Raw genomic sequence first — 23055 nt, 5'->3', positions numbered from 1 at the left:
AGTCCGGACCATTTTTATTTTAGTTAAATACTGAAAATTCATTCCATTTAGCAATTTTTTGTTCATTTGCAACCAACCTTTTAGTTGTACCTTCGTATGGTATTATTGATATCACTTTTTTGATAACATTTAAATATTAACATGATGAATTTTAGACTTTTACTGAATGTTTTGATGATTTTTGTAGGAACGGCACTTTATAGTCAGTCGTTTACTTTTAAAATCATTGGGACGGTATACAATACAGACAAGAAAACAGTAGCAGATTGGCCTGTAACCATTGTAGGAGATCCTACAACACCAAGCATTAAATTGAAAACAGATGGAAATGGTAATTATGAATATAAGTTTTCAGTTACAAAAGGCGCTATTCAAGTTTACCAGATTATTGTAGAAGACCCATGTCAGCCACAAGCTTTAATACAAAAAGCGGAAGCTAAAGAAGGAATTGAGCGTCATGATTTTGTAATTTGTACAAAAAGTACTCCAGGAGGGAATCCTTGCGACGGTAAGTTTGAATTTGTTGTAAACAATGATGGTTGGGTTGAATTTCATGCCGTACCTGAATTAAGAGATGCAAAATATTATTGGAATTTTGGCGATGGTCAAAACGGTGAAGGAAAAGATGTAAAACATCAATTTTCTAAAGAAGGTGTATATGTTGTTACGCTAACCATTGCAACCCCTAATTGTAAATCGCAGTTTGTAGCAAAAGTGGAAGTAAAAACAAGAGTAACTCCTCCTCCTCCACCACCTTCTCAAAATTGGGATAACGCATGTTGTGGTAAAGTACATATAAATGCAATACCTAGCAATACGGCCTCTTCTCCAAATGTATTTGTATTCAATGCAGGCTCTGATTTCCGTGCGAAAGAAGTGAGTTGGGATTTTGGCGATGGTGAAACTGCGACTGGCATAGATGCAAAACATGTGTATGCTAAACCTGGAAAATATTTAGTGACAACAACCATTACTGGAGAGTTTTGTAAAATAGTACTTTCTACATGGATCCATGTGAATGATATTGTTACACCTCCACCACCAAAACCATGTGATTTAGATTTTGCATTTTCAACAGATAATTTATCAGCAAAATTCCGCCCAGACTTTAAAGGAGCTGTACCGGATAAAGTCAGATGGGAATTTGGAGATGGTGCGTTTTCTTCTGATCAAGCAACATCCCATACCTACGCAAAAAATGGTGAATATAAAGTCACTTTATTTGCCTCTATTAATGGTGTTGTATGTCAGATTACAAAAGTTATTAAAGTGGGTTCACGGGTTTCACCACCGAACCCAACTTCTATTGTGATTTATGAAGTGAGTCCAAATCCTGCCATTGAAGATATTATGGTTTCTATTAAGAGTAGTTTAAAAACACCGGTTACCCTGGTAATAGCAGACATCAGCAATGCTTACTTGGCTAAACAAGCAGTTGAATTAGAAGTTGGAGATAATAAAGTACCAATGAAAGTGAAAGATTTGAAATCAGGTACTTATATTATTTACTTATACTTTGATAATAATATCGTTTCAAGAGCAAAGTTTCAAAAAATTTAGAGTTTAAATATCGATTTAAAATTGAAGAGCTGTCCAATAGGATGGCTCTTTTTATTTTATTTAAAAGCAGTTAAACATATAAATTATAAAATTTTATTCAGAATACCCAGGATTACATTTTTGAAATGTAATGGTGTTAAATTAGTATTCTATATGTTTGATTTTAAATTTATTGGATTATCATAGTATGGGATTTCCAGGGATTCAAATACAAACCATTGGATCCTGAATTCACCAAACTATAATAAATTGCAATCTTAACCTTATGCTTTTGGTTTAAATCAAACGGTGTAGGCGCATTCTTAAAATTTAGTAGCCTTATTTTTTTTTGCTGATTCATATTTTATATGTTTTCGTTTAACATCTCCAATGCAAATTGGCATACGTTAATAGTGTGTGCTTTTCAATTGCTAACAAAGAAGCTAGAATTTGCAAGTTTAATTTAGGTCAAATAAACCTAAATTAAAATAGTTCAACATACGAATCAATGCAATCTATTTTTATAAATTATGGAAAGCAGTAAAACACTTTAGATTTGTATCTGTTATAAAACGGATATGGCTGAAAGACCTAAAATTACCAGAGCAAGTATCTTAAAATCTTATAGAATTTTTAAGTTTATAAAGCCTTATAAGTTGCATTTTGCAATAGGGATGATTTGCCTGGTCATAAGTAGTTCCATGTTTATGATATTTCCTGCTGCTGCAGGTGAAATGGCTAATGCTGCAATAGGAAAGGGTAAATGGAATATACCTGTTAAGCAATTCGGATTGGTTTTTTTGGTGATTTTAATTGTTCAAGGCATTTTATCGTATTTTAGAACCACTTTTTTTGCACTTGTAAGTGAAAAAGGAATTGCAGATGTCAGGAAGGCACTTTATGAGAAATTAATCACCCAGGATTTAACTTTTTTTGAAAGCCATAGAGTAGGAGAACTTACCAGCAGACTTACAGCAGATGTAGAGCAGTTACAATCTGCATTCTCAATCACCCTGGCTGAATTAATTCGACAAATTGTAGTCTTGATTAGTGGTATTATTATTCTGGCATGGATGACACCACGATTAGCTTTAATCATGTTATTAACTTTTCCATTTATTGTAATTGCAAGTATTTTGTTTGGAAGATTTATAAGAGGATTATCTAGAAAAAGGCAAGATAGTTTGGCTGAAACGAATATTATTGTGGAAGAGAGTTTTCAATCTTTTCAAACAGTAAAAGCATTTACAAATGAGCGATTTGAAGTGAATAGATTTTCACAATCGATTTCTAAGATGGTAGAAATTTCACTGAATTATGCAAAAATGAGAGGCCTGTTTTTTATATTTATTATTACGGTATTGTTTGGAGGTTTATTTTTTATTTTATGGCGAGGTGCAATGATGGTGGAGGATGGACAAATGGCTGTTGGCGATTTGTTTTCGTTTATTATCTATACAGGAATCATCGGTGGAGCAATCGCTGGCTTAGGAAATTTATATACAGCTTTGGCTGGTTCATTAGGTGCTACAGAACGTATTCAGGATATTTTAGATCGGGATCAAGAAGTAATTTTATCGCAAGATCTCAAGGAGCAGGATATGCAATTTATAGGGGATGTTTTTTATAATACAGTTTCATTTTCATATCCGGCGCGCCCAGAAATGCAGGTATTAGAAGAAATTAATTTTCATATATTAAATGGAAAACGAATTGCTCTTGTCGGAGCAAGTGGAGCAGGTAAATCAACAATAGTGCAGCTTCTGATGCGTTTTTATAAACCATCATTAGGAACTATTGAAGTTGATGGAAAAAATATTGATGAATATAATTTAACCTCTTATAGAAAAAATATTGCAATCGTACCGCAAGAAATTTTGTTATTTGGAGGAACTATTCGCGAGAATATATTATACGGTAAACCAAATGCTACGGATGAGGAATTAATGGAGGCAAGTCGAAAATCTAATTCCATTGAATTTATTCAATCATTTCCCGATCAATTTGACACGATTGTCGGAGAACGAGGTGTCAAATTAAGTGGCGGACAAAGACAAAGGATAGCAATTGCAAGAGCCATTTTGCGAAATCCTTCTATATTAATTTTGGATGAAGCGACTTCTTCTTTAGATGCCGAAAGTGAACGTTTAGTTCAGGACGCACTGGATACGCTTATGAAAGATCGAACCTCTATTATTATTGCACACCGATTATCAACTGTAAAAAATGCAGATTGTATCTATGTTTTAAAGAAAGGCAGGATTGCAGAATATGGCACACATGATGTACTCATTCATAAAGAAGATGGGATCTATAAATCCTTAGTTGAGTTGCAAATGGATTTAAACGAAAGTTAAATTTGTATTTATCTTGCATTCAGAATAATTTTTAAAATGATTTCATTAAAGCCCTTTAACAGTTTTGGTGTTGAGTCTTTTGCAAAAGAGATGATTCAAATTCAAAAGGAAGAGGATTTAATTGAAGTTAATTATAATGAAGGTTATAGAATATTGGGTGAAGGTAGTAATATCTTATTGACTCAAAATCAAGCGGTAATTATTTTAAAAAATGAAATAAAAGGTATCCAAATTCTACAAGAGAATGATGCATATGCGTATGTAAAAGTGGGTGGAGGTGAATCCTGGCATTCTATTGTATTATGGGCCTTGCAACACAATTTAGGAGGAATTGAAAACTTAAGTTTGATACCTGGGAGTGTAGGTGCAGCACCCGTCCAAAATATAGGAGCCTATGGTGTTGAATTAAAAGATGTGATGGTGGAGTTAAATGGTTTTCATATTCCAGATAGGGCATTCCTGAAGTTTACGAATCCATCTTGCCATTTTGGATATAGGACGAGTATTTTTAAAACGGAATTAAAACAAAATTTTTTCATTAATTCAATCGTACTCAAATTAACTAAAAAACATGTACTGCAATTAAACTATGGTACCATTTTAGACGAGTTGAATGCATTGAAAATTGATAATCCTAAAATTCAGGATGTAAGTAAGGCAATCATTAATATACGAAATTCTAAACTACCAAACCCAGCTATATTAGGCAACGCGGGTAGCTTTTTTAAAAATACTTCTATTTCTAGAAAAGAGTTTAATGCTTTAAAATTGCAATTTCCTCAAATGCCTGGTTATTCTGAAAATGATGAATTTGTAAAAGTGCCAAGTGGATGGCTAATTGATCAATGCGGATGGAAAGGAAGACGAAAAGGGGATGTAGGAAGTTATGAAAAACAAGCTTTAGTGCTTGTGAATTTTGGAAATGCAAGCGGATTTGAAATACTAGACTTTGCAATGGATATAATTACTTCTGTAAAAAATCGATTTGGTATTGAATTAACACCAGAAGTCAATATTTGGTAATTCTTGGGGATCTTAAGAATTTAGGTATAAATAAAATATCTATTTTCCATTTCAATGCTTTTATATGGAATTATGAATTTTATACCCAAAGAAAAATGGGTAGTTTGATAACATCCATCTTAATTATAAAAATTATAAATAAATTTTATAATACACTGAATAACAAATATATATAAATATTTAAATATTATATATATTAAATCTAGTGGATACTTTCAACAGGCTCAAACTGAAATTTATAAGTCCAAATAAAAATTTGGATACGCACATGATTTTTTTCACTTAAATTTACTGAATTAACTGGAATTCGGTTGATTGATTGGCATTTAACAGAAAGTTCAAATTATTCTAATTAGATGTATATAATATATTCTCTTTTATTTTTGTTTTCATCGTGGCAAACCGAGCTTATACAATCGGAATTTAAGATAGCCCCTAAAAGGTTTTTAAATGGAGCTTGTAATCGGTCGGATGATTCTTTAGTTTTAGTAAAATTTTACCTTTCAACAGGTGGACCCAATTGGACAGTGCGCTGGAATTTGAATTTACCAATGACTCAATGGGCTGGTGTTGGATTAAGTGCTATGGGTTGTGTTCAATCATTGAACTTACCAAATAACGAATTGAACGGAACACTTCCATTTGAAATTGGAAACTTAACCGGCTTAAAAGTGCTCTACCTGTTTGGCAATAAATTGTTTGGTTTATTACCATCAAGTTTGGGCAGTCTTTCTAGCATTGAAGATTTAGCGTTGGAGGATAATAATTTCGATGGTCAAATTCCATTTGAAATTGGAAATGCATCCTCCTTAAAATTCCTCTCTTTATCTAAAAATAATCTTAGCGGAAATTTACCTTCATCAATCTCTAATCTTGGGAATTTGATTTTATTAAACATAAGTTATAACCAATTAGATGGATCGATACCAAGTTCGATTTCTCAATTATCTAAAATGACTATTCTAGACTTAAGTCATAATAATTTAAATGGAGTGGTGCCTACTTCCATTGGGCAATTATCAAATATTAAAGAAATTTATTTAAATCATAATAATCTAAGCGGTGTATTACCAGCTTCCATGTCAAATTTAATTGCATTGAATATTGTATGGCTCAATGATAATTATTTTGTTGGTTTAGTTCCAGATATGAGAAGTGCTCCATTAAATGCTTTGCGAATTGAAAACAATAGTTTAGATCAGATCCCAGATTATAGCACAGTTACTACTTGGGGAAACCAACTGCCTTTCGGTTTTGTAATTTATGGTAATAAATTCACATTTGATGATTTGATTCCTTTAAGTAAAATTCATAGACGTTATTATTATTCATTTAAACCCCAAGATCCAATTCCGTTGGATTCAATTATATATATTAATGCAGGTTCTAATTATATTATTATTACAGGTGTAGATCCAGGACTTTCTGATAATAATTTTAAATGGTTTAAAGACACCAATGTAGTTTATATAAGCAATAGAAATACCTATGAAATTTTAAATGTCACAGAAGCAGATGAAGGCTATTATAGTGCAAGAATTACAAACCCGTTGATATCAGATTTTGAACTTGAAATTGCCAAATTCAGAGTGGTTGTTTATAATCCAAATAATTGTGATAAACCTATATCATCCAGTAGTTGTAGCACAGCTCCAGAATTTTGTAGTACTTCCGAACTCCACAGTTATTGCGGAACCTTAACGGTCCCGGATACTTCAGGTCAAGTTTTTTTATGCGATAGTTTTGAAAAAACAAGAAATGCACGATGGCTTTCATTTAGAGCACCAGCAGACAGTATAGTCTTTGAAATTTTTCCACTTAGTTGTGAAGGTGTGGATGAAGGAGGCGTTTTATATAAAGGAATGCAAGCAGCAATTTGGAATTCTTGCGGGGGCAATATAGATAGCGTCGTAGTTTGCCAAACACAATGTCAAGAACAACAATTTACAATCGGTGGGAATTATTTTAAAGTAGGAGAAAAGTATAAGCTCTTATTAAATGGTTGTAAAGGGGATATTTGTAACTTTTTAATTAAAGTTATTGCAGGAAAACAAAACTTTGAATTAGTCGAGCCTGGATCCATTTCAGGAGATCAATCTTTTTGTCCAGATTCTTTAGATCATTATTTTTCTATAGCTTCAATTCCTGGTGCTTCAATTTATCAATGGTTTATTAATGATACGTTCTATCAAAGTACACCGGATTCATTTATTTCAATTAAAAATTTCAAAACAGGTATCTATCAATTAAAAGTAAGGGCATTAAATTTTTGTGATTCCACAAATTCTTCCTTTTTAATATTCCAGATTACCCCTTCTATTTTGATAAAGGACATTGTTGTTTCAAAAATTCAAGTGGATTCAGCGTTTCAGCTTACATTCATAGTAGAAGGTGGAATTCCTCCATATAAAGTTCAAAAAGGAAGGGGAAAAATTGACAGCCTGAGTTCAAAGTTTTTTTCCGATACACTATTATGCCGGTCGGCATATGATTTTGAAATCATTGATGCAAGGGGTTGTTCCGTGGTATATAAAGGATTAGAAAACTGTGGTTGTAATTCAAAAGCAGGGTCTATGCCAATAGATACCATTAAAGTTTGTGAAGGCCAAAGTTTCACCACAAAGTTTATTGGTTCTGAATTGCAGGATCCAGCAGATATCGGAGTTTATATTCTGTTTACAGACCCCGGAAATCCAAAATCATCCATTATAAAAACAAGTTCTAATGGTTTGTTTCCTTTTGATCCATCAAAATTTCGGTTTGATGTCTATTATTATGTTTCTAGAATCGTTGGCAGAACGAATGCAAAAGGGGAGATAAATTATGAGCATCCATGTGTCAGTTATTCAAATTTCCAGGCTGTTATTTTTAGATCCAGGCCACTAGTTTCAGTAGGTCCTGACCTTATCTATTGTGGATTAGAAGGGATCCTAAATAGTTTTGGAAATTACACTTCTGGTTTGTGGAAAAAACTAAATGGTCCAGGAAATGCATCTTTTGAAAATCCTATAGGAGATTTAACAAAAGTGAATGTGGACACATTTGGAACCTATGGTTTTGTACGGGAAGTTAGTAATGGATATTGTAGTCATAAAGATGAAATTAAAGTAACTTTTATAGAAACTTTAAAGCCCATTGTGAATGGATTTTTATTTGTATGCCCAGGACAAACTACAGAACTTGATGGTGGACCTTACTCAAAATTTAAATGGTCCACTGGTGATAGTACAAAAATCATAAATGTTGCAAGCGCTGGAACTTATTGTCTAACGGTGACGGACGCTGGAAACTGTACTGGTTCTACCTGTATTGCTGTTGGAAACGCTACAGCACCAATTCCTGTATTGCAAGCTCCGGATACAATTTGTACAGGCGATTTAAAATTTATTCAGGTAACTCAAAGTTTTTTAAAATATCATTGGAATACATTAGACAGTAATTCAATACTACCAATTGATACCGGTGGATTATACTGTCTAACGGTTACTGCAAATAATGGATGTATCGGTACCGATTGTGTATTTGTAACACCTAAATCGAGATCTTTTTCATTTCGATCAGATACCATTTGTTTTGGTGATTCCTTCACCTTGTTTGGACAAACTTTAGGGGCTCCAGGTATTTATGATGTATCCATTGATAATGCCTCACAAAATGCATGTGATAGTGTAATTCGCGTCAACCTGGCTTGGTATCCACAAATAAAAATGTCGGATACAACAATCATTAAAGATGATGGAACCGGAAGTGGAGCCATTAGTGTAGTAATTCATGGAGGGAAAGGTCCATATCAATATCAATGGAGCACAGGTGGCAGAACGTCTATTATTACAAATTTAAAAGCTGGAAATTACACCTTGATTATTACAGATGCAAATAATTGTAAAGCAAGCTTTATTATTACTGTTCCCAATTTAACTTCAACAGAAGGTGTAGAAAAATTAAAATTTGAATTTATTGTCTATCCAAATCCTATTCATTCGAAATTTAATTGTTTAATTCAAAATAAATCAGATGAACGAGATTTACAGATTTATGTATACAATTCAAATGGAGTGTTAGTAAATCACAATACCTGGAAGTCAAATGGTTACAATGATGTTTTTCCAATTTGCTTGGACTTAGCTTCAGGGATTTATCATTTCAAAATATTAAACAATAAAGGGGTCAGTACGTTTTTAAGAATACATTACATTCACTAAAATAACACAAATTGAAAAAACAATTATTGAGAACCCTAGTTATATTACTATTAGGAGTAAATGGACTTTTTAGTCAAAATGCAATTTCTGTAACAAAATGGATTAGTGGTATTTCGATCCCATTGGGAATGGCCCATTGTGGAGATGATCGCCTTTTTGTCATCGAAAAAGCTGGAAAGATTCGGATTATTCAGAATAACAAATTAATTGATACACCATTTTTGGACATCATTAATAAAGTGCGTTCTAGTGGTGGTGAGCAAGGTTTATTAGGTATTTGTTTTCATCCAGACTACCAAACGAATGGCTATTTTTATGTGAATTACACCAATAGAGCGAATCCAACGCAAACTGTTATCGAACGATATCAAGTAAGTGCAAATCCAGCTAAAGCAGACAGCAGTAGTGGTTCTATTTTATTAAGCATTACCCAACCCTACACAAATCACAATGGTGGTTGTATTAAATTTGGCTTGGATGGTTATTTATATATTGGAATGGGCGATGGAGGTAGTGGCGGAGATCCACAAAATTATGCCCAAAATAAGAAATCACTATTGGGAAAAATGTTAAGATTAGATGTAGATACCCTAAATCGTTATAAAATACCACTTTCGAATCCATTTGTAAAAGATACAAGCTATTTAAAGGAAATTTGGGCATTAGGTGTTCGAAATCCTTGGCGATTTAGTTTTGATAGACTCACCGGAGATTTATGGATTGGTGATGTCGGTCAGGGAGATTGGGAAGAAATTGATTTTGCACTGTTTTCTGATCTGCCAGGAAAGAATTTTGGCTGGCGTTGTTATGAAGGAAATAAAGATTTTAATTTAACAGGATGTAATGCAAAATCTAATTATACATTTCCACTCCATGAGTATTTTAGTGATGAAAATGTAAATGGCTGTTCTATAACCGGAGGATATGTTTATAGAGGAGAAAAGTATCCAAGCTTGTATGGTAAATATATTTATGCTGATTATTGTAGTGGTAAAATTTGGATTCTAAATAAATCGGCAAATAATAGTTATACAAATACCCTTGCATATGATTTTACAAACAATGCTTTAACAAGTTTTGGAGAAGATGTTGATGGGAATTTATATTTTACGGATGTTACATCAGGTAGTATTTATAAAATTTCAGACACCTGTAAATTTAAAATAAAGGTGTTGGCTGAGGATCCAATTTGTTCAGGAGGTTTTAGTGGTCTCGCCAAAACTGATCTGGTAGATCCTACAAGAGCTAAGTTTTTGTGGTCTACAGGGGATACCATTCCAGAACTCAAAAATTTGAATGCTGGAATCTATTCCGTTTCTGTAATGCTCAATAATTGTATAGCAAATGATACCTTTAGTTTGACGGATCCAGTTGGCGATACCACCAGAATATTTATGGCCAGTTGTGATTTAAACCAGGCTGGTACAGACACCATTATTTATACCGGGGGTTTATGCGACAGTGTGGTAATGATCACAACAACCTTAATACCTCAACAAACTGCTTGTATTACGGTCCCATTTATCACGTCTTTTTGTGAAGGGGATTCCGCCGTTTTAATTGCATGTGACCCTTTAAATGCAAATGGTTTGGAATGGTATAAAGACAGTATATTGCTCATTGGAAAGAACACAAAGAGACTCTGGGTTTATGAACCAGGAAATTATCAATTTACATTTTTGGACAGTACGGGGTGCAAAGCAATTCCTTCTGCAGGGGTTGAAATAACAGTATTTCCTTTGCCTAATCTGCCAGAACTTCAGATTTTTAAAGATAGTTTGTATGCAAGTCCAGGTTATCCCAGCTATCGTTGGTTTTTGGATGGAAAATTATTGGGAGGAAGCACTGCGAACTATTGGAAAGCGGCTAAAGAAGGACTGTATCAAGTGGAAGTTATTGATAGTAACCAATGCCATAGTAAACTATCAGATACTGTACGCTATTTAATTACCAAATTATATAATTTCAAAAAATCAGATTCAAATTTTGAAGTAGTGCCGAATCCTGTGAACGATATAATAAAAATTCGATTTCAAAAAACGTATCAACAAGAATTGCTATGGAGTATTGTAGATGTGCAATCGAAGATCATAAGAACTGGAAGAAGTAGATTTGATAATTCAAATAATAGCATAAATGTATTAAATATAGAAACAGGTTTTTATTTCATATTTATACAAACGCCGGATGGAATCGAGCAAAGTTATTTTATAAAACTATAAGTTGAAGTAAGCTCAAATTCGCTCATTCTACAAATTTACTTTAGTGGGTGTTGGCAGGCTCGAACTGCCGACCTCCGCCCTGTCAAGGCGGCGCTCTGAACCAACTGAGCTAAACACCCATTGAAATCGTTTGCAAATTTATCATACTTCTTCAAACTATCCTATATTTAAATTAAAGGGATAAGACTTGGTTTGTTTTTATAAATAAGTCTACCTATAGATTGGTTATAGTTTATTTTTGTTTTTATGCCTTTTATTGACTAAAATTGCAGGTCTTATGAATACTTGAATTGAATGCCTTCAAAATAATTTTTTATTGAATTTATCTATTTTTCTTTAAAATAAAGTATCCATGTTTGAATTTCCAAATTTCGCAAGTATTGAGATCTTAATGAGTTTATTTACACTCACGTTTTTAGAAATTGTCCTGGGTATTGATAATATTATTTTCATTTCGATTACCGCTTCAAGGCTTCCAGAAAAAGATCAAAAAAGAGCGACTCAATTAGGATTAATGGCAGCGATGGTCCTTAGAGTTCTATTACTTTTCGGACTCAGTTTTTTGACTGCTATGCAAAAATCAATCATTACTATTGATAATAAGTTTTTTCATGTTGGTTTTTCAATCCAAAGTTTAATTTTAATTTTGGGAGGATTTTTTTTGATGTATAAAAGTGTCACAGAAATTCATCATAAGCTAGAACAACAAGAGGATCCATTTTCGCAAAGAAAAAAGACTAACATAAGTATTATGGATGCAATTATTCAGATTACATTAATAAACCTGATTTTTAGTTTGGATTCTATATTGACAGCTGTTGGAATGACAAGCGGACTAACAGGATCATTATGGATTATGATTTTAGCAGTTATAGTATCTATAATTATAATGATGGCTTTTGCTCATCCTGTTGGAAAATTTGTAAATGAACACCCAACGATTCAGATGTTAGGATTGTCCTTTTTAATTTTAATTGGCTTTATGTTGATTACAGAGGGTTCCCATTTAGCACATTTACATATCGGGGACAATGAAGTTGGCTCAATTCCAAAAGGTTATTTATATTTTGCAATTGCTTTTTCTTTGCTTGTTGAATTTTTGAATATGAGGCTTAGAAAACCTAAGAATCCACTTCAGTTGCATGGTATTGAAGAAGGAGCTAGAAAACAAGGTTTTTTTACAAATGATAAAAATAAATGATGTTTAAACTTTCCAATGACTTAGTTTTTTTTGACGTTGAGACCACAGGTCTTCATGTATTGAGAGATCGTATACTTCAAATAGCGATGATAAAGTATTTTCAAAATGGTGACCAACCAGTAGAATTGAATATTATTATAAATCCAGGAATACCAATTTCAGAAGAAGCTTATAAAATTCACGGTATTGGGCCAAAAGAAGTTGAAAACAAGCCATTTTTTAAAGATATTGCTCAGGAGTTATTTGATTTTATTGGAGATTCAGATTTAGCAGGTTATAATTCAAATAGATTTGATATTCCAATATTAGCAGAAGAATTTGACCGGTGTGGTTTCAACCTCGATTTGGATAAGCGTCGACAAATTGATATTCAACGCATATTTTATAAAATGGAACCCCGGACTTTAAAAGCAGCCTACCAGTTTTATTGTAATGAAGAACTTGTAGATGCACATGATGCATTAGCAGATATTAAAGCAACAGTAAAAGTATTAGAGGGTCAATTGAAAAAGTATGAAGGCGTGGATTATATCAATGAAGAAGGACAACTAATTAATTCCCCTGTAATAAATGATATGCAAGTATTGCATGAATTTACAAATGATCTAAAAACAATTGATGCCACCCAACGCCTGCGTTATAATGAACAAGGGAACATAGTTTTTAATTTTGGTAAATATATGAATCAAACCTTTGAACAAGTGTGGCAAAGAGAACCAAACTATTTCCATTGGATTTTAGATAAAGAGTTTTCGTTTCAAGTAAAAAATACTGTGAAAAATTATCTCAAACAACAAGAAGAAATTAAATTAAAATTGAAATAATGTAAATGAAATTTGTTTTCATATATATTTTGACAAAATTTTGGATGCTCCAATGCAATAAATAATGGTTTTTCATAACTAATCACATCGATATAGTGTTATACAATAATGGCCCAATGAAGGCACTTTATAAAGTACTTATGCGTTTTATTTGTAAATTACATACTAAATTATGAAAATTCCTTTTTATTTATTAATTCTTAGTTTCTTTCATTTTACCTGTACAGATGATAATTCTGGGTTGACTGGGAAAGGTACATTGGAAATCGTTTTTAAAGCGGTGTATGATTCGAAACCATTGTACGTAGGAAACGCTTATGATTATTTTGGATCTGGGACAATTAAATTTTCGAAAGGTGATTTTTTTATCAGTGACCTTAGGCTTAAGAATATTGAAGACAATGTACAAGTAAAAGATGTTGATTACATTTCATTAATTGAACATCAGGTTAATGAAGCAACAGCATTAGAAGGCTTGGTTGTAAAGTATACAAATATAAAATCTGGAGACTATTCAGAACTTAATTTTGATTTCGGCCTAAGCTCTGATTTAAATAAGAAAAAACCTGCAGAATTTGCTCCAACACATCCTTTAGGAGAAGGCACGCACTATTGGGCAGGTTGGAATTCGTATATATACTCAAAAACGGAAGGTGTTTTTAGTACCGGAAGTTCAAATTTTAATTTTAGTTACCATTCTGGATTTGATGCTGCAAAGCGTTTTATTCAGTTTTCAAAACTTATTAAGATCAGAGATTCTGAGATCACTAAGATTTTGATTGAAATAGACTATAAGAAATTATTTGATGAAGGTGGGCTTGGGATGGATATTGCCGCTAATCCACAAATTCATAACACCAGTAGTATTATGAATGCTTTTGTTGATCGATTTCAATCATCTATTCAAATAAAATAGTCAAAACATGCGATCCTTTAAAATAGGGTTACTTGCTTTTTTATTACTCTTTGGATCCTGTCAGGATGATCCTAAATTAGATTTGAATGATCTAAGCCAAATAGCCTACAATCCAGTAGAATATCCATTAATCATTCCCAAAGGTTTACCGATACTTCCAGATTTTATAAATTCTCCCTTAACGAAAGATCAAGTACAGTTAGGTAGGCATCTTTTTTATGATCCGATTCTTTCATCTGATAGCACGATGTCATGTGCGTCTTGTCATAATCCTAGAAAAGCATTTACAGACAATTTACCATTTAGTCCTGGGGTTACAGGAGCGATAGGCAATAGAAGTTCAATGACAATTTTAAATGCAGCATACTATTATAAAGGTTTATTTTGGGATGGAAGGTCGATCAATCTGGAAGCACAAGCAATTGAACCCGTCCAAAATCCAATTGAGCTACATGAACTTTGGCCAAATGTTGAAGCTAAGTTAAAACGACATCCTGTCTATCCTGAGATGTTTCGTAAAGCTTTTGGTATTTCATCAAAAACTATGATTACCAAGGAATTAGCCACAAAAGCAATAGCACAATTTGAACGCATATTACTGACTGGTGGGAATTCACTCTATCACAAGCAAGTTCGAGGTGAAGTATTTTTTGACCCTGATCAACAAGAAGGCCATGACCTATTTTTTAATACGGATCTTTTGATACCAGATGCAGAATGTTTTCATTGTCATGCAGCACCCTTGTTTCAAGCCAATGAATTTTTTAATAATGGTATTGATACCATTCAATCTATTGATGATTTTAACGATAAGGGTCGGGGAGAAATCACGAAACTTAGGTTTGACAATGGCAAGTTTAAAGCAACGAGTTTGTTTAACATAGCATTGACTGCTCCATATATGCATGATGGGCGTTTTCAAACTTTAGAAGAAGTTATTGAGCATTATAATTCTGGAGGTCATTATGCTGAAAATAAAGATGGATTTATCCGGCCATTAGGTTTGAATAAACGTCAAAAGCAAAATCTGGTTTTATTTTTAAAAACCTTAACGGACACTTCTTATCTCCAAAATCCAGATATTTTAAGCCCATTTTAATTTTATTTTAATTTTTTTTTTCTGAAAAGGCCTTCAAAAGGTCTTTAATTTAAATTTATTTTAAATTAATTTTGATAATTTTAAAGATACAATAAATTTAATTAGCTAATAATCAATATGTTAATAAAAATTCAGTTTCATATATATAAATTTAATATATGACAAGCCTGTTTTTTTGTACTTGTCTAGGCTTTCAAATAGTCGGATACTTGTACTGTGATTGTTTAACAAAGGGAAAGAATACAATCAGAATGCCGGTAAACGTATCGGCGACCGTAAAATTCGGATATGTTCATGGGATTAATAATTTGTTAATAGGGAGCTAGGCTCCAAGGAGATTAGCTCCTATTAACAAATTTATTTCTACCCCCCAGTAATTTGAAATTCGTCTTTTCTATATAAGTAAGCTATTTTGGATATGTTCATGGGATTATTCATAGCCGGTTGGCAAGCAACCGGCTCTTTTTTAAGAAAATAAAATGTACTTTCTGATAAATCTATTTCAAAACGAAAAACAGAAAAGGTCCTGCAGCAGTGCAGGACTTTTTTTTTATATGATGTTTTTTAAAAACTGAAGTGAATCTTTACTTTTTTATACAAAAAGATATAAAGCATTATAAATAAAAAGTCTATTCAATTTGAATAGACTTTTTATTTGGTGTGGAATAATCTTTGAACTTTAAATTTTAATCAGAACCTGTTTATTAAAATTTTAATGTGAAATAATAAATTCCATTTTCTACCATGAGTGAATTGATACCAAAGATTGGATTAACGATTAAATAATATTTCCCTATATTTTGGTAAAGGCCAATATTGGTCTTCAACTTGTAATTCAAGGTCATCCACATGAGACCTAATTTCAAGAAAAATTGGTTTTACCTGATCACAAAAATAAATTGCTTTTTCACGGGTTGATTTTTGATGTTCTGCTTTTTCTCTTTCTTCCACCATTTTTTCGACTCCTAGATACACAGCGTCTATATGATTCGCAATCGTTTGTGCAATCTTTTGTTGTGTTAAAATAGATGATTTTGGCATTCCGGCATCAATGGAAGTTTTTATATTTTGCATGACTTCCGTTTGATATCTAAGACAAGCAGGAATAATCTGATTTAAGGCTAATTCTTCAACCAAACTAGCTTCAATTTCAACCTTTTTAATATATTTTTCTAAATGAATTTCATGTCTTGCCTCTTGTTCCTTATCATTTAAAATTTTCATTCCTTTAAATAAGTTATTTGCTTTCTTGGTAGTATATGCATCCAATGCCAATGGAGTGGTTTTGATATTTTGCAAACCGCGCTTGGCTGCTTCATTTGCCCAGGCAGCGCTATAATTATCACCTTCGAATAAAATATTTCTGGATGCACTAATGCAGGCCCTAAGTTCCTTTAAGATAGCAGAATCTTTCTTTTCACCATCTGCAATATGCTTATCAACTTTCTCTTTAAATTCATTTAATTGATTCGCAACGATCATATTTAAAACCATCATTGGATCTGCACAATTTGCAGACGAACCAACTGCACGGAATTCAAATTTATTTCCGGTAAATGCAAAGGGTGATGTTCTATTTCTATCTGTATTATCCATCATTACATCTGGAATCATTTTATGAATATCTAATTTCAATTCATTTTCATCCTCTTCTCGTAGATCATTGTCAACGCGTTGTTCTATAGCATCTAATACATTTGTCAAATAGCCGCCAATAAAAACAGAAATTATCGCTGGAGGTGCTTCATTAGCGCCTAACCTATAATCATTACTTTCAGCAGCGATACTAGCTCTTAAGAGATCTGCATGATCATGTACCGCTTTAATAGTATTGACAAAAAAAGTTAGAAACTGAAGATTATTCCTTGGCGTTTTACCGGGAGCTAATAAGTTAGTTCCGGTGTCTGTGCTCATGGACCAGTTATTGTGTTTTCCAGATCCATTGATTCCTGCGAATGGCTTCTCATGTAATAATACGATGAGTTGATGCCTTCTGGCAACACGATCCATTAAATCCATTAATAATTGATTATGGTCCACAGCGATATTTGCCACTTCAAACATAGGAGCACATTCAAACTGACTTGGCGCAACTTCGTTATGTCTGGTTCTTACTGGAATACCAAGTTTGTGACATTCCATTTCCAAGTCTACCATAAATGAATACACTCGTTCCGGAATTGCGCCAAAATAATGATCTTCAAGTTGTTGTCCTTTTGCAGGTCCTCTTCCAAATACAGTTCGTCCGCTTGCCATTAAATCTGGACGTGCATAATACATCGCTTTATCTATCACAAAATATTCTTGCTCCCAGCCTAAAGTAGCAGTAACTTTATTCACAAACCTGTCAAAATATCGAGCTACACCTGTTGCAGCTTTATCTAAAGCTTCTATAGATCTTAATAAAGGTGCTTTATGATCTAATGCTTCCCCGGTATATGAAATAAAAACCGTAGGAATACACAAGGTTTTGGATCCAGCAATATCCATTATAAAAGCAGGAGACATTGGGTCCCAAGCAGTATATCCACGGGCTTCAAAAGTAGCACGCAAACCACCGCTAGGAAAAGAAGAAGCATCCGGCTCTTGTTGAACAAGTGCATCTCCATCAAATTTTTCTACTGCAGCTCCGGATGAGCTTAGTGTAAAAAAGGAATCATGTTTTTCTGCCGTCGTTCCAGTTAATGGTTGAAACCAATGAGTGTAATGCGTTGTGCCTTGTTCCATTGCCCAAGCTTTAATTGCTGCGGCAATTTGGTCTGCTAGTTCGCGGGATATTTTTTGGCCATTTAATATCGTTTGGCTATAAGCTTTGTATGCGTCATTTGAAAGATAGCTTTTTAACTTATTGTCTGTGAAGACATTATCTCCATAATATAAAGATATTTTTTTATTTTCTCTTTCTTTTGGTGTTTTAGGCCTTGATAAAAATAAACTTAATGCCGTTCTGCGGTTGGTAGACATAGGTGATTGATTTTAATGAAGAAATTGATTTATTGGCAAAATTAGTGATATATTTTTGCAATTTTATTACGAAAATGATAAAATTAACAAAAATAATTAAAAAATATATACCAAATACTATTGAAATATAGTCAAAAATGAAAAATATATCAAATATTAATTTTTTATACTTATGGTCGATTGAATCAAACCTAATTTTGACTTTATGAAAATTCATTCGCAATTCTATTTTAAACTGGATTCCTCCAGTTTCTAAGCAATTCTGAATTCTTAGTTCGGATTTCTTAAAATTTTGAAATCAACTGGGTTGTTATTTTATGAATGTACAAAGACATTTAAAATTTAAAAAGGATCTAAGACTGAGATCCCAACTTATATTTAATTCTGTTATTATTAGAATTCGAAAGCAATAGACACATTTCTCAATTAAAATTTATTATGGTTTCAGTGTAATGAATACAATTTTAATCAAGGCTTTGCAATTTGTATCCATTGAAAATGCATTCCATAAAGTATCCAATAGTTTCATTTATATTCTATGGTAAATTGAAAGCAATTCATCTTTCCGGGCTTCTGAAACCGTTATAGTAGAACGATCTGTCATCGTTACTGTAAGTGCATTTTGTTTATGAAACTTAGATATGCAACGAATGTTTACAATGGCTGATCGACTCACTCTAAAAAACATATTGGAATCCAAATAGTCTTCAAAATGCTTTAGTGTTTTTGCAACGGTTATTTTTGAACCATTGCTTAAATGAATAGATGTGTAATTTACTTCGGCTTCTAACCAAACAATATCGCTTATATTTATCAGGTCAAAGCCATTTTGATGTGTTATTGCAATTTGATTTGATCCATTTTTTATATTATGGATTAAAATATTGTAAAGTTCATTCGTTTTAATAAATTCTTCCAATTCTATAACTTTTGTGATCGCTGATCTCAATTCATTTAGATCTATCGGTTTCATTAAATAATCTATTGCCGAAAATTTAAAAGCTTTAACTGCATATTGATTATACGCTGTTGTGAATATTATTTTAAATTTAGGATTTGGAATAAATGTAAATAAATTGAAACCAGATTCTCCTTGCAATTCAATATCTAGAAAAACAAGATTTACAGTATTTGTATTCAGAAAATCCATAGCACTTGTAACCGATTCATAGGTGGAAATCACTTCAACATTATGGCAATAGGTTGTTATTAAGTTTTGAAGGGCTGCCTGACTTTCCTTTTCATCTTCTATGATAATGCATTTTAGTTTATTCATGATATTCTATTAATATTATATTTAGATGGATCAAATATCTGTAAAACAAGGGTAACCTTTGTACCAGCTGGGTTGCCAAAGGGATCATATAAATCGATAATATCCAAACCAATTTTATCTCGTTCATTATCAATTATCAAAAGCCTTTCAGCAGCCGAAGCAATGCCGGTGGAAACATGATTTTTGCGTTTCCATTCATTGATCAGTTTTGATTTTTCTCTGCCAATTCCATTATCTTGAACAACACATTGTACTTGATTTCCATTAAGTTCAAGTTTAATTGATAGCTTACCTTGAGCTCCCAAATGTATTAACCCATGCCGAAATGAATTCTCAACAATGGGTTGAATTACTAATGGAGGTATGCGTATTTGTCGACTGTATTTTAATAAGATTGGATCTACTTCTAATTTTATTACTAAATTATTTTTGAATCTTAATTCTTCTAAATAAATATAATGTTGCAAGAGTTCAATTTCTTCTTGAAGTGAGATGGATTTTAATTTAGATTGATCAAAAATAATTCTGATAAGTTTTCCAAATTGTGAAAGGTAAGTCATCGCTACTTTCTCTTCATTATTTCCTAAAAAACTTTGAATAGCATTTAAAGAATTAAAAATGAAATGAGGATTCATTTGGTGTTGAAGCGCTTGCAATCTTAGTTGATTTATTTGATCCAGGATAGCCCGTTGTTTTTTTTCGGTTTTTTTTATACTAAAAGATCTCCAATAAGAGATGCCAATAGTACTGAATATCATGAAACTTAATAGACTAATTTTAAAAATGGTAGTTTCCCACCAAGGAGCTTCAATCTTAAAGGGGAAAATTAAAGGTGGATCAGATTCAATGCCATCTTCATTTGTGGCTTTAATTTGAAGTTCATAATCTCCTTGTGAAAGTCCAATAAATTCAAGAATTTTATTTGTTGTGCTGATCCAATTTGAGTCATTTTTATATAATTTATAGTAAATTTTTAATTGATCTTTGGATTGTAAACACCGGGTTTGTAATTTAAACCTAAGGTGATTAAAATTATACGGCAATATCTTGGAAAACGGAAATTTTCCTGATTTAGAAAAAACTTCTGATGAAATTAGTTCAACAAGTGGCTTTTCTTTATTTGGTTGGATTTCTTCAATTGGTATGGAGGCTAGTCCTTTGTTTGTGCCTATCCAAAGTCTACCCTGGTCACAACTTAAGTCGACAATCTCCTTGGCAGGTAGGCCATCTAACTGATTAAATCCGAAACCTTTTTTTGTATTTGGATTAAATAGATAGGCACCATTATCTGTTCCAATTGCAATTTGTGAAGGATGGATCGACCAGATACAGGTGATGCTGTTACTCGGTAAACCATTTTGATTATTTATAATATCAATAATTTGTCCATTTTGATAAACCAATAGACCATTCCCGTCTGTACAGATATAGAGTTTATTATGGTCGGTATATAGTTTGTTTATATATAAATTTGAAAATTGACCAAGGTTAATTTTTTCAAAATGACTGCCAATTTTTTTAAAAAGGCCTTTAACGGTGCCGATGTAAATTGTATCTTTAAATTTTGTGAGACTTGTGCTTCTTATATTTATGGAAGAATTTTCTAGTAAAAATTTATAGTTCGTATTGAGAAGGTCATTATAGTTACAATAAAAAGTTCCTAAACTTGTTAAGATGATTATATTTTCAGCATCTTGCCAAAAAACATCTTTAATACTACCAAATTTTAAAAGAGTGATTTTATCTTTTTGTTTATCCCTTAATTGAATTTGATATATCCCATTGTCTGCACCTACGATTAAATTATTTTCATTAATTCTGGAAATCGATTTGATTCTTCTGGCTCCTGGTACTAGAATCGTTTTCCATTCAAGTGTTAATTGATTCAAAATAGAAATTGAATTGTTACTATGGCCGATATATAAATATGGAAAATCACTTTTTAAAGAAATAATTTCATTACTGAAAATCTTTGAGTTGTCCTCAGTGTATAAACTTAGATTTTTATTAAAAATCAAGAAAAGTCCTTTATTTGTTGTACTTACCCAATGTCTTTTTTGGCGATCTTCCATTATGGAATTGAGTGAAACACCATATTTAGTTTCAGCTGATATTTTATTGTTTCTTAGATTATACACTACGGATTTGTAGTTTGTTTTAATAAAAAGTTCCGTTTTATTAATCAGGGATATATAAACTACTGTATCGTTTACAAGTTCCCTTAATCGAATTGATTTTAGTAAACTGAATTGTGAATCAAAGAGTGCGGCGTAATATGGAGTGAATAAAAATAATGAATCTTCTGTAACCGCAGTGAAAATATTCGTTTCATTATGATAATTAAAAAAGTAATTGGATGGAAGTTTATAATTGAATAGTAGATTTGAATTCTTTAAGTTTATAATTTGAAAACAGGAATCCCTTTTAATTATAGACGTACATAAAAATTTGCCATTGTGTATTTTAATAAAACCATAAGCATTGGGTAGTTTTTCAAAAGAATTTAAATTGCAATTATCATATTTATAAGAAACATATGTATTAAGGCCGCCCCAGGTAATGTAAATACAATTTTCATGAACAAAAAAGTAATAGATTGTCAGATCTGGATGAGGACTTGAAATATCAATTTTTCTAATCTTGTCATTTTCAATATTAAATATTTCTCCGGCCATATTGTAAAACCAGGGCGTACCTGTTTCATCCATAAATAAGTACGGAATGTCCTGACCTTTCATATCAGGAAGCGAATATTTTTTAAATTCATGACCATCAAAGCGGCAAATACCTTTCGTAGTGGCTAACCATAAGTATCCAGATAGATCTTGCTTAATGCCATATACTGTCATACTTGGAAGCCCATCCTCATCTGTATATTGTCGAAATGCCGGAGCCTGGCTAATGGCGATATGAAATTTCAATAGAAGTATATATAAAAGGAATCTGCTTACTTTTATTTTTGTTTTTATAAGATAGTTTAAAGAGTTAATGATGCTATCCATTTTAGCAAATATAACTTATGCAATTTAAATTGGAATATTTATTTTTAGTTATTTGCAATTGAATTTGTTTAATTTTTAATAAGTTTTTCAAGGATAGGTTATTTAATAATAATGTCTCGAAGCTCAATCAGAAGTTAAGCCCATTCAATAAGATACTGTAGATTTTATAGGTTCACCTTTTAATTGACATTATTTAATTCATTGAATCAAACATCAGTGACATTCAATAAAATAGTTCGACATTTAAATAAAATGTGTTCTTATATTAGTATGCGCGTATTGGTAATTGCTATTTTTGTTTCTGGGATCATTATTTAGTAGGTTAATAGGAATCATTTGTTTTGATTTTTTAAATAATTTTAAATAACACTTCTTTAAATATTCTATGTGAATGCCGAATGCTAGCTTTTCTTGGAGCTAGCATTTTTTA

At 32.2% G+C, this 23055-nt stretch carries 12 protein-coding genes and 1 tRNA gene; 9 read left to right on the top strand and 4 right to left on the bottom strand.

The window, feature by feature from the left end:
* Positions 1-141 precede the first annotated feature (141 nt).
* The 5 genes from IPO86_14140 (at position 142) to IPO86_14120 (ending at position 11343) form a co-directional block, all read left to right on the top strand.
* Entirely contained in the window at positions 142-1560 is a 1419-nt protein-coding gene (locus tag IPO86_14140) for a PKD domain-containing protein (protein MBK9729244.1), read from the top strand.
* Between the two features lie 557 nt (positions 1561-2117).
* Positions 2118-3896, top strand: coding sequence for an ATP-binding cassette domain-containing protein (locus IPO86_14135; GenBank protein MBK9729243.1), 1779 nt, complete (start codon positions 2118-2120; stop codon positions 3894-3896).
* A gap of 36 nt (positions 3897-3932) precedes the next feature.
* On the top strand, positions 3933-4919 hold the full coding sequence (gene murB / locus IPO86_14130; GenBank protein MBK9729242.1) for a UDP-N-acetylmuramate dehydrogenase: 987 nt from the start codon (positions 3933-3935) through the stop codon (positions 4917-4919).
* Between the two features lie 356 nt (positions 4920-5275).
* Positions 5276-9121 carry a T9SS type A sorting domain-containing protein gene (locus IPO86_14125; GenBank protein ID MBK9729241.1) on the top strand — a complete coding sequence of 1282 codons (3846 nt, stop codon included), beginning with the start codon at positions 5276-5278 and terminating at the stop codon, positions 9119-9121.
* Between the two features lie 11 nt (positions 9122-9132).
* Positions 9133-11343, top strand: coding sequence for a PQQ-dependent sugar dehydrogenase (locus IPO86_14120; GenBank protein MBK9729240.1), 2211 nt, complete (start codon positions 9133-9135; stop codon positions 11341-11343).
* Between the two features lie 44 nt (positions 11344-11387).
* Here the strand turns inward: IPO86_14120 and IPO86_14115 are convergent.
* Positions 11388-11462: transfer RNA gene (locus IPO86_14115), tRNA-Val, on the bottom strand.
* 233 nt (positions 11463-11695) lie between these two features.
* Here IPO86_14115 and IPO86_14110 point away from each other — a divergent pair.
* The 4 genes from IPO86_14110 (at position 11696) to IPO86_14095 (ending at position 15383) form a co-directional block, all read left to right on the top strand.
* A complete protein-coding gene (locus IPO86_14110; GenBank protein MBK9729239.1) occupies positions 11696-12544 on the top strand; it encodes a TerC family protein in 849 nt (282 codons plus the stop codon).
* Positions 12541-13368, top strand: a complete 828-nt coding sequence (locus tag IPO86_14105) for a ribonuclease H-like domain-containing protein (GenBank protein ID MBK9729238.1) — start codon at positions 12541-12543, stop codon at positions 13366-13368. The genes IPO86_14110 and IPO86_14105 overlap by 4 nt, the downstream gene beginning before the upstream one ends.
* 172 nt (positions 13369-13540) lie before the next feature.
* A complete protein-coding gene (locus IPO86_14100) occupies positions 13541-14284 on the top strand; it encodes a hypothetical protein (GenBank protein ID MBK9729237.1) in 744 nt (247 codons plus the stop codon).
* A gap of 7 nt (positions 14285-14291) precedes the next feature.
* A complete protein-coding gene (locus IPO86_14095) occupies positions 14292-15383 on the top strand; it encodes a cytochrome C peroxidase (protein ID MBK9729236.1) in 1092 nt (363 codons plus the stop codon).
* Between the two features lie 771 nt (positions 15384-16154).
* Here IPO86_14095 and IPO86_14090 read toward each other — a convergent pair.
* From IPO86_14090 to IPO86_14080, 3 genes are all read right to left on the bottom strand, one after another.
* A complete protein-coding gene (locus tag IPO86_14090) occupies positions 16155-18347 on the bottom strand; it encodes a glutamine synthetase III (protein ID MBK9729235.1) in 2193 nt (730 codons plus the stop codon).
* A gap of 529 nt (positions 18348-18876) precedes the next feature.
* On the bottom strand, positions 18877-19623 hold the full coding sequence (locus tag IPO86_14085) for a response regulator transcription factor (protein ID MBK9729234.1): 747 nt from the start codon (positions 19621-19623) through the stop codon (positions 18877-18879).
* The gene (locus IPO86_14080; protein MBK9729233.1) at positions 19620-22625 is read right to left on the bottom strand and encodes a histidine kinase; all 3006 of its coding nucleotides are present in this window, start codon (positions 22623-22625) and stop codon (positions 19620-19622) included. Before IPO86_14080 ends, IPO86_14085 begins: the two co-directional genes overlap by 4 nt.
* Positions 22626-23055: the final 430 nt, after the last annotated feature.

Source organism: Saprospiraceae bacterium (genome assembly GCA_016717265.1).
Lineage (GTDB): Bacteria > Bacteroidota > Bacteroidia > Chitinophagales > Saprospiraceae > Vicinibacter.
The sequence above is the reverse complement of the archived record's forward strand: the minus strand, read 5'-3'. Positions and strand labels throughout refer to the sequence as shown.